The following is a 9135-nucleotide window of genomic DNA, read 5'->3' on the forward strand; positions in this document are numbered from 1 at the left end:
CAATTCAAAATTCAGAATTCAAAATTCACAATTCTCTCCCCCTCTCACACCTAAGACTAATATACACAATGCAAAAATACAATATTATTTTTACACTGTCATAGCAGTTTTATACAATTAACATCATTTTAACACATCACAACACTATATCACCCATTCGTGCTTCCAAATCATTCTTATAACAACTGTTCATACGCCCCACAAGTTCATTAAAAGTTTTTTCAATTCCTTTGATAGCACTTTTTAAAGCTACTTCATCATAATCAGGATTATTACGAACATTGTCTGCCAATAACTTTATTTCTGTTTGCAATAGTCTAAAGCGCGATTTTATCATCGCATTGTTTAGTTTCTCAGGAAAATTAGGCGTTGTGAGCAACTCCTGTAGCGCATCTTCTATCTGTGCTAACCAAAAAAATACTGAATAATACGAACTCTTTATATCCGACTGCTCCCCTATTATCCTTTTAGAATAAGCACTTACCTTCGCAAAATCTCTAACGGGTATCTCAAGTACACTATGATAAAATATCACATTATCAGCTGGCTGTACACCTTCTTCAAAACCCAAACGAATAGAATAACTATGTGTATTGCGAGGTGTAAAAGTTACTCTAAAATCACGCCACTCCTCATCAAGTTCAGTGCGCTGTACCTTGTTATCAGTAGCAAGCGTATCTATTGGCAAAGTCAGCATTAGTTCGCTGTCTTTATCATTCAAAAAATCCAACTGCAAGCGGTTGCATCCACCCACTTTTTTAGCTTTCAAAGAAAAAGTATAAGGCACTCCCGCTACCAAAAAACGCTGCCATTGCAAGTATGAATACGGACTTTCTTTAGTCTTTTCTATCCTGAAAACAGTATCGTTGGCAGTGAGTGCCGTACGCCAATCGCGCTCCACCAATATATTCGTGAGCACTGTTTTAGTATTTACAGGATACAAACGGCTGTACAACAGCAGACTATCAGGGTTGTTAGTTACGAGGGCTTCGGTATTTTTTATCTTGGTAGGTGCCATCGTTACTACTATTTGCATCAGCGATTGAAACTCTTTCCAGCTGCGCACGCCCTCTTGAGCCTCTGTGTTCAAAGGTGCCAAATGAAGTTCTTCAAAATCTACCGATTTTGGCTGGTGGTTCTTCTCTTGGTCAGTAGGGTTATTAGTAGCTTCATTACAAGCTACTACACTCATTATCAATATGAAAAGGAATATATATACTTTATAATTCATCGTTATATACTATTAATGCACCAAAGCCAGACTTATTTTTACATAAATCTGGCTGTTTAGTGATAAATCTAAAACCTAAATGACTATTTAGCTAACTTATTGATGTGTTTAGCTAAACTACTTTTTAAATTGGCTGCTTTATTAGCGTGAATAATATTTCTTTTAGCTAATTTATCTACCATAGAAACTACTGTAGGGAAAAGCGCTTTAGCTTCCTCTAAGTTTTCCAATGCACGCAATTTTCTTACGGCATTACGAGCTGTTTTGTGCTGATAACGATTGCGCAAGCGTGCAGCCTCATTTCTTCTTATTCTTTTTAATGCTGATTTATGGTTTGCCATTTGTTACTGTTTTTTCAATACCTACTGTTGATATTAGTGTATTTTATAATCTTGTTGTTTTAGTAGTCCGTAGGGGAATCGAACCCCTGTTACAAGGATGAAAACCTTGCGTCCTAACCCCTAGACGAACGGACCATATATTCTTTAAAACTCTTTCAATCCAATATTGCCTTAGCAATCTTTTTTCAAATCTATTAGTCATTCCCTAATATCTAATCACTACTTTCCAACGCCTAATTACTAACAACTAACTCCTAACGACTAAATCTTGTAGTCCGTAGGGGAATCGAACCCCTGTTACAAGGATGAAAACCTTGCGTCCTAACCCCTAGACGAACGGACCATTATTTTTTTTTAAAGTAATACTTTTTCCGTATTGCGGTTGCAAAGGTACTACTTTTTTTTATTCCTGCAATTTTTTTTGCAACTTTTTTTCATCTTTTTTTTATTATCCAATATAAAATACTGAATATTAACAATTTAAAAATTCACAAAATTACAAATTTTTCTATTCGTTTCGTCATACCCCACTAAATGCTAAGTAAAAACTGTAAGGTATCTACACCATCCGCATAATCCCACAATTGTGGTTTTTGGCTATAACCAAAAGCTATCTCATCAGCAGTAAATCCTTCTGCTACCACACATTGTATTTGGTCAGCATCAGCCTGCAAACGCAACTCCAATGCAGCTCTATCACTATAGTATTCGTAAAAAACTGTCGCTATAGGCGAGGCATAACTTTCATCTTCCTTAAGCATCAAAAAACCATTCTCTAACAACTTATACAAACTCATCAAATAAACAGCTTTGTTATAGTCGTAATTATTAGAGTATTTCTGTTCCTCAATAATATCTTTATAAAGATATATCGCCCTGAAAAAGTTATCAAAATTATACCCTTGGGGCACAAAGAGCTTAGATACACTCCTACATCCCAAACCGTAGTACCTAAAGATGTCTTCACCTAAGGCTATCAGCTGTTCTTGGTTTTCATCACCTTTCAGCACAGCCACCGAATGCCTATTTTTTCTAATAATATGAGGCTTTTTACCAAAATAATACTCAAAATAGCGGGCTGTATTGTTGCTACCAGTAGCAATTACCGCATCGTAACTATTAATACGTTCGTCAGTAAAAGTAACCGCCGAAGCCCAATCAGGGACTATAGTTGCCATTTTCTTTACAATATAAGGTAACAACACCTTATCATCCGATGAAAGTTTCACAATAGCTTTATGTCCCGCTACCAATACACACAGCAAATCGTGAAAGCCCACCAAAGGAATATTTCCCGCCATTATTATCAGTACCTTTTTATCTGTAGGCTCTTCTTTTAGATTATAAGCCGAAAGCCATTGCTGTACATGCTGCTCACTTAAAGCTTCTGCCCACGCTTTAAATGCAAAAGTCAGATTTTCAGGAGTAAACCAACCGTTATGTTGCGTTGCCAACTCAAATATTTCCGAAAACTGAGCAGTATCTGCCAATAATTCACCTATTTTAATAAGTTTTTTGCTATAATTCATTTGTCAATTCGCCAATTTATCCCCAATTCATAATTCAAAATTCACAATTCATAATTATCTAAAATGAAGGTACTATTCCTAATCGTATGCCAAACTTAGGATTTCTTACACCATTAACATCGTTAAACTCACTGCGCCATACAAAATCTACTCTTATAAACCTAAAATTGCCCAATCCTATATTTTCTATTCCAAAACCGTATTCCCAATACAATTTTTCAGGAGAATTAAAGATTATATTAGTAATATTCGCTCTTTTGTTCTCCTCAGAAAGTGTTCCGTAAGCAAATCTACCAAAAACTACACTTTTAAACCTCGTCTTTTGTAAGAAAGGTATTCTATTAAACAAAAAACCATCAAAATGATGCTCAAAATAGCTATTGATATAGGTATCAGTAATAAAATCGTAGTAGTCTAAGAGTGCAAAAGTATTAGGCACAGATGAATACGACTGGTTAGCAGGTGTAGGAGCTAAAGCTATCAAGGGGGCTGTACCAAAAATCTTGCCGGCTTCTACATTCGCAAGCAGTATACCATATCCAAACATCGGTATAGGCTTGCTTGCCAAAAACTGTAGTTTGTCATAGTCAAACTTGCTGTGGCTTACCCCCTCCACTCCCTTGCTGTACTTAAGCGTATAGGTAGAATACAATTTTTTCCCATAGCGTTGTTCTACCCCATAACCAAAAACTTTGCGTCCTGGGGTAAAAGTGAGCTCAGTACCTGTATAAAAATTATCGTAATCACGCAATAGTTCGCCCGTTTTAGGATTCTGATAAGCTATCAAAAAGTGATCTTCACTCGCTGAACGCAAATTTTGATAGGTTCCAAATACAGATAGCTGTACATTGGTATCCAAATTGAAGTTCAACACCCCTTGTATTTTCTTATTACGGGTAAGGTAATAGTTTTCACCTCGCGCAATGATAAAGTTAGTCGTTTTCTGAAAATCCAAATTAGTATCATCGTGAAGTACAAAGCTACCAAGTTGTAAGTTATCATCTTGAAAAGCACCTCCAATGGTAATTCTCGGACTATGCGAAAGCAGGTATTTACCACTTACCCCAAATTTAAACTTCTTATCTTTAAGACCATAAGCACCATAAAAATAAGTCCTAAACCTATCATCAGTAGAAAAAAACGACCTAAAACCCGCTCGCAAACGCAGCCCATCTACATTATTACTTGATAATGCCTGCCAAAAACGCCCAAACTGCCAATGATTATTCAGCGGTAAATAGCCAGAAGACATTATATCGGTAATATCACCTATCATCTTAATCCGTCTATTGCTGCCCACCTCTTGTATGAGTCGTTTTGTTTTTGTCACTTCAGCACCACCTATAGTGTTTTTATTCCAATAATTATCGTCTTTATAAAACTGGTTTTTAGATACTTTCACTATTTCTTGCTCATAAAAAGCCGCTCCTTTGGGTTTATTGAGCAATACATCACTAAAAGTAATGTAATTTTTCACATACAATCCTTTTTCTTCGTCTTTTTTAGTGAAAATAGTGAAATCACCCTCTTGTATTTCTCGTTCAGGCAAGTAAATACTATCATTAGCTATCGTAAAGTACTTTTCAAACGAAAGTCCACGTACCAAGTTAATATTCGTTTTAGGGGTAGTATGCATCTGAATGTTACTCACCATAAAAGTTTTGGTATCTACATCAAACTTTCCTTCTAAAGCCAAGTCTTGGTCATCTTTAGGAAAAAAGAAAATGCGATAGTAAGAGCGGTTGTCTTTCTGGATAGTGTCATTCAGCACATAAAGGTACACCCCGTAGCCAAATTCAGCCAGCGGACTGACGAAGGGCTTATTGAGTATCATATAGGTATTATCGTAAATGTCAAAATCATCAAACGACTTACTGACGCGCTCCAAGCCAAAGCCCTGTTGTACAATACCTTGAGAACGCTCTGCTTCTATATCTACTCGCTTCTTACCTGTTTGGTTGTTAGCATACACTTTTTCCACTTTTTCGCTAAGGTACATCGGGAGCGAAAATGTTTCTTTATATTTTTTCTCAGATAGCAACTTTCTGATGGTATCGTACTCACTTTTCAGAGTGCTTTGCAGGAAAAGCGTATCCAAGTTATTTATGCCCAACTCGGTAGTGGTGTGTTTTTTGTATTCATAGGCTGTTGCGTTTTGTAAGCCGCGTTTCTTTTTGTTTTTCCAAATGCCTTGTAGCACCGTATAAGCAGGATTTTCCTTTTTAGGAAGTGCTTTTTTGGGTTTGGCTACTACAGTTACTTCGCTCAGCTGTTCTCCTTCAGCCAATACAACCACCAGCCCTTTGGTATGATCCTTCTCTAAATGTATCTTTTTGGTAGTATAACCAATGAGCGAAACTTCCAATTCTCGCTGTCTTTTTTCAGAATAGAGCGAAAAGCGTCCCTCTTCATCAGTATACCCCCCTATTGTAGTTTTTACAAACAGTACATTAGCATAAGGTACAGGCAATCCATTTTCGTCTATCACCTTCCCTGATACTTGTGTTTGTGCAAAAACTGCTGATAAATAGGTAGTTAACAGAAATAAGAGTGGTAGTAAAATGTATTGTCTCATCATATTATTTAGTCGTTAAGTGTGAGCCGTTAGTCTTTTGAGTGCGAGCCACACAAGCTTTTTTAGTTATTAAAAAATTTGTAAATGCTTTCTTGTTTATAAACTGCTCCTTTTTCTACTATTTTTGTACCAAATGCAGGCTGATTGATGCCATCAGGATAGTCTTGCAGCTCTATTGCTACACCGGCATAGCGTGCATTAGCCGTAGATTTCTCTTTTTCATCACTAAAAGCATCAAATACAGGTACATCATCTAAGTAATTACCTGTATAAATAACCGCTACAGGCTGGGTAGTGTAAGCTTTCATCGTAATACCACTATGGGGTGAGTGCAACACTACTTGAGGTTTTTGCGAAAGTCCACTATGAGGGTTTAGTACAAAGGGGTGGTCGTAAGCCCGTGTAATAGCAAATTGCGAATGTCCTTCAGCTATGCCTTCTTTTAGCAACTTAGGCTGGCGCAAATCAAATGCCGTATGGGTTACATCTATAAAATTACCCGTAGGTATCAGTCCGTCTTTTAGTTCGCACACCTTATCGGCATCTATTTGTAATAATTGTTCATCACCATTTACAGCACTATCACCTGCAAGATTGAAATAGTTATGGTGTGTAAGGTTGATATAAGTACGTGCATCAACAGTAGCCGTATAAGTAATTGCAAGGGTATTAGCTTCAGTAATTTTATAAGTAACCTCAAAATCTACAGCGGCAGGATAACCTCCTTCACCATCAGGACTGTGATAACGCAAGGTGATACCATCAGCCAATGTTTCTACCTGAAAAAGCTGATGAGTAAGCCCCGCTACACCGCCGTGTAATGAGTTTTCGCCATTGTTTTTGTCTAAGTGATAGGTTTCTCCGTCTATCTGAAAAGTTGCATTAGCTATACGTCCTGATGTTCTGCCTACAATAGCTCCTGCATAGGCACCATTGCCTATATACGTTTCAAAATCCTTATAGCCCAACACTACATTTTTGGGCATATCGTGCTTGTCTTTCACAATTATTTGGGTAATAATACCGCCCAAGTTGAGTACTGAAACTTTAAAGCCTATACTATTTTGTAGTGTGTACTGATACACTTCTTGCCCTTGATAACTGCCCAAGGAAATTTTATCTATGGTAATCATTGTGTTTTAGTCTTTAGGTACGAGTAATTTTTAGTGATTAGTCTTTAGTCATTAGTGCAGTTTTTGTTTCTTAAAGTGCTCTTTATTAACGAAGTGTAAGTACAATCCAATAACTAAAGACTAATATTTAACAACTAAATTAATACTTTTGCGCCATCACTGATGTTCGCTATATAAAAATCAGCAGCATAGCCTATTTCTTTTTGGTAGGCAGCTCCTACATTTTTTATAAAATCATCTACTTTATTTTTTTTGACAATGCTTACAGTACAGCCGCCAAAGCCAGCTCCTGTCATTCGGGAACCTATCACACCCTCTTGTTCCCACGCCAAAGCAGCTAAAGTATCCAATTCTTTACCCGTTACCTCGTAATCATCGCGCAAGGAAATATGCGATTGGTTCATCAGCTTACCAAACTCAGTAAGATTACCTTCCGATAGTGCTTTTTGAGCTTTGAGGGTACGTTGGTTTTCATAAACAGCGTGTTTAGCACGGCGTTGGCGTACTTCGCTCTTTATAAGATGTTTATGAGCCTCAAAAGTATCTATACTAAGCTCTCCTAAGGCTTTTATAGGCAATACAGTCTGCAACTCTGCTAGCGCCTCTTCACACTCAGCACGGCGTTCGTTGTATTTAGAGTCGGCTAAGCCTCGGCGTTTGTTGGTATTGGCAATAACTATCACCTCATCGGGAAGTGCTACAGGGGCATATTCATAATGCAGTGTATTACAGTCCAATAATATAGCGTGTCCTGCTTTGCCCATAGCTACTGCAAACTGATCCATAATCCCCGAATTAACTCCTATAAACAAGTTTTCTGTTTTTTTGCCCAAGAGTGCCATAGCTACGGGGTCTATAGAAAGTTTAAATAGGTCTTTAAGTACAATACCTGTAAGCATCTCTATAGAAGCCGATGAGGACAACCCCGCTCCATTAGGGATATTTCCCCAAAATAGAATATCAAATCCTGTAGGGATTGCATATCCTGCTTCTACAAACATTTTTATCACCCCTTTAGGATAGTTCGCCCAGTCGTGCGCTTTGTCATAAGTGAGCTCATTTAGTTGAAAACTGATAATTCCCAGCTCACTAAAGTTTTCAGAATACATACGCAATTGCTGGTCATCACGCACACGCACCCAAGCATAAGTGCCTTTATCAATAGCACAAGGAAAAACGTTGCCTCCGTTATAGTCGGTATGTTCTCCTATCAAATTTACACGTCCTGGCGCAAAGTAGTACCCTGTAGGCTCACTACCAAATAGTTGTTGAAACTTTTGTTTTAATTGTTCCATTGTTTTTTCGTTTTATTTGTTGATTATTTTTATCGTAAATTAAAATTTTTCGGGGTATTCTCCTCTTTTTATAGCTGCCTCTATAGCTTTTTTTACCAAGGGTAAGTCTTCGCGATAGGTCATTCCAAACCAAGTGTCGTTATTAGGCAGTACTTCCAAAGTGTAGTGATGGTCAGCAATAGCGTGCTGTACTATTAGGGGAATGAAGAATTCCGCTTTTGGTTTTTCTTTATTATCAGCCACAAATTTAGCAAAATAAGGCTCGGTAATAGCAAAAACATCAGGTGTAAAGCCCCAAAAGTTCATTGATACATAGCTACTTATGGGGTATTCTATGCCTGTAGCTTCATCTATGGCAGTGGTAGGGCTGTTTTGGCGTAACTTGGTTGCTTCTACTATAGATTGCAGATGGTGTTGTGCATCTACCTCACAAATACCTCGTGAAACGGTACCATTGTCGCTAAGGGTGTTTTTAAGCAAATAGCCTCCTGAAAAATAAGTTTTGTCTTTGCCGCTATTCAAGGCTTTGTACATTAGTTTAAAGCCTTCTTTGCCGTAATAATCATCAGCGTTGAGAATGAGGAAAGGATTTTTTACTATGTCTTTTACACATAGCATTGCGTGTCCTGTACCCCAAGGCTTTTCACGAACAATCCCCGCTGGATTGTAGTCGTCCTGATATACATATCTAATAGAAACTCCTGGGAATCTGTTTTCAAAATGCTCACGTGTAAGTTGGTCTATAGAATGCCTGATAATAAGAACAATATCGTCAAAACCTGCTTCTATAGCATCATAAATGCTATAATCAAAAAGGGTATTGCCATTGTGCACACTTTCCAATTGTTTGTCTGATCCAAAGCGGCTCCCTAAGCCTGCCGCCAAAATCACTAATGTTGTCATTTTCTATCTCGTTTTTTTATGGTTTGTTTTGTATCTGCAAAGCTACGACTTTTTTTCTTATTAATCTAATTTTTTCTTATTTTTTTGCAAGCAATCTATAAAAAAAGCACTCAGGGTTGCGCCTGAGT

The 9135-nt window shown here is 37.5% G+C and carries 7 protein-coding genes and 2 tRNA genes; all 9 read right to left on the reverse strand.

Annotated elements, in window-relative coordinates; all coding sequences use genetic code 11:
- Positions 1 to 136: 136 nt before the first annotated feature.
- Entirely contained in the window at positions 137 to 1231 is a 1095-nt protein-coding gene (locus HMPREF9075_RS10135) for a hypothetical protein (RefSeq protein ID WP_009416500.1), read from the reverse strand.
- An 83-nt stretch (positions 1232 to 1314) separates the two neighbouring features.
- Entirely contained in the window at positions 1315 to 1572 is a 258-nt protein-coding gene (rpsT, locus tag HMPREF9075_RS10140) for a 30S ribosomal protein S20 (protein WP_009416501.1), read from the reverse strand.
- Between the two features lie 63 nt (positions 1573 to 1635).
- Positions 1636 to 1707: transfer RNA gene (locus HMPREF9075_RS10145), tRNA-Glu, on the reverse strand.
- Between the two features lie 136 nt (positions 1708 to 1843).
- Positions 1844 to 1915 (reverse strand) — tRNA-Glu (locus HMPREF9075_RS10150).
- Between the two features lie 187 nt (positions 1916 to 2102).
- The gene (locus tag HMPREF9075_RS10155; protein ID WP_009416502.1) at positions 2103 to 3101 is read right to left on the reverse strand and encodes an acyl-CoA reductase; all 999 of its coding nucleotides are present in this window, start codon (positions 3099 to 3101) and stop codon (positions 2103 to 2105) included.
- Positions 3102 to 3159: 58 nt separating this feature from the next.
- A complete protein-coding gene (locus tag HMPREF9075_RS10160) occupies positions 3160 to 5679 on the reverse strand; it encodes a DUF5686 and carboxypeptidase-like regulatory domain-containing protein (RefSeq protein WP_009416503.1) in 2520 nt (839 codons plus the stop codon).
- 59 nt (positions 5680 to 5738) lie between these two features.
- Positions 5739 to 6809, reverse strand: coding sequence for an aldose epimerase family protein (locus HMPREF9075_RS10165; protein ID WP_009416504.1), 1071 nt, complete (start codon positions 6807 to 6809; stop codon positions 5739 to 5741).
- 134 nt (positions 6810 to 6943) lie between these two features.
- Positions 6944 to 8104 carry a galactokinase gene (locus HMPREF9075_RS10170; protein WP_009416505.1) on the reverse strand — a complete coding sequence of 387 codons (1161 nt, stop codon included), beginning with the start codon at positions 8102 to 8104 and terminating at the stop codon, positions 6944 to 6946.
- 39 nt (positions 8105 to 8143) lie between these two features.
- Positions 8144 to 9007: a sugar phosphate nucleotidyltransferase gene (locus HMPREF9075_RS10175; RefSeq protein ID WP_009416506.1), complete on the reverse strand. Its 864-nt coding sequence runs from the start codon at positions 9005 to 9007 to the stop codon at positions 8144 to 8146.
- Positions 9008 to 9135: the final 128 nt, after the last annotated feature.

This window comes from Capnocytophaga sp. oral taxon 332 str. F0381 (genome assembly GCF_000318275.2).
GTDB classification, from domain to species: domain Bacteria; phylum Bacteroidota; class Bacteroidia; order Flavobacteriales; family Flavobacteriaceae; genus Capnocytophaga; species Capnocytophaga bilenii.

Bases quoted from the DNA above. Each gene is read 5' to 3' on its own strand.
- HMPREF9075_RS10135 (WP_009416500.1), bottom strand. From the start codon at position 1,231: ATGAATTATAAAGTATATATATTCCTTTTCATATTGATAATGAGTGTA.
- rpsT (WP_009416501.1), bottom strand. From the start codon at position 1,572: ATGGCAAACCATAAATCAGCATTAAAAAGAATAAGAAGAAATGAGGCT.
- HMPREF9075_RS10155 (WP_009416502.1), bottom strand. From the start codon at position 3,101: ATGAATTATAGCAAAAAACTTATTAAAATAGGTGAATTATTGGCAGAT.
- HMPREF9075_RS10160 (WP_009416503.1), bottom strand. From the start codon at position 5,679: ATGATGAGACAATACATTTTACTACCACTCTTATTTCTGTTAACTACC.
- HMPREF9075_RS10165 (WP_009416504.1), bottom strand. From the start codon at position 6,809: ATGATTACCATAGATAAAATTTCCTTGGGCAGTTATCAAGGGCAAGAA.
- HMPREF9075_RS10170 (WP_009416505.1), bottom strand. From the start codon at position 8,104: ATGGAACAATTAAAACAAAAGTTTCAACAACTATTTGGTAGTGAGCCT.
- HMPREF9075_RS10175 (WP_009416506.1), bottom strand. From the start codon at position 9,007: ATGACAACATTAGTGATTTTGGCGGCAGGCTTAGGGAGCCGCTTTGGA.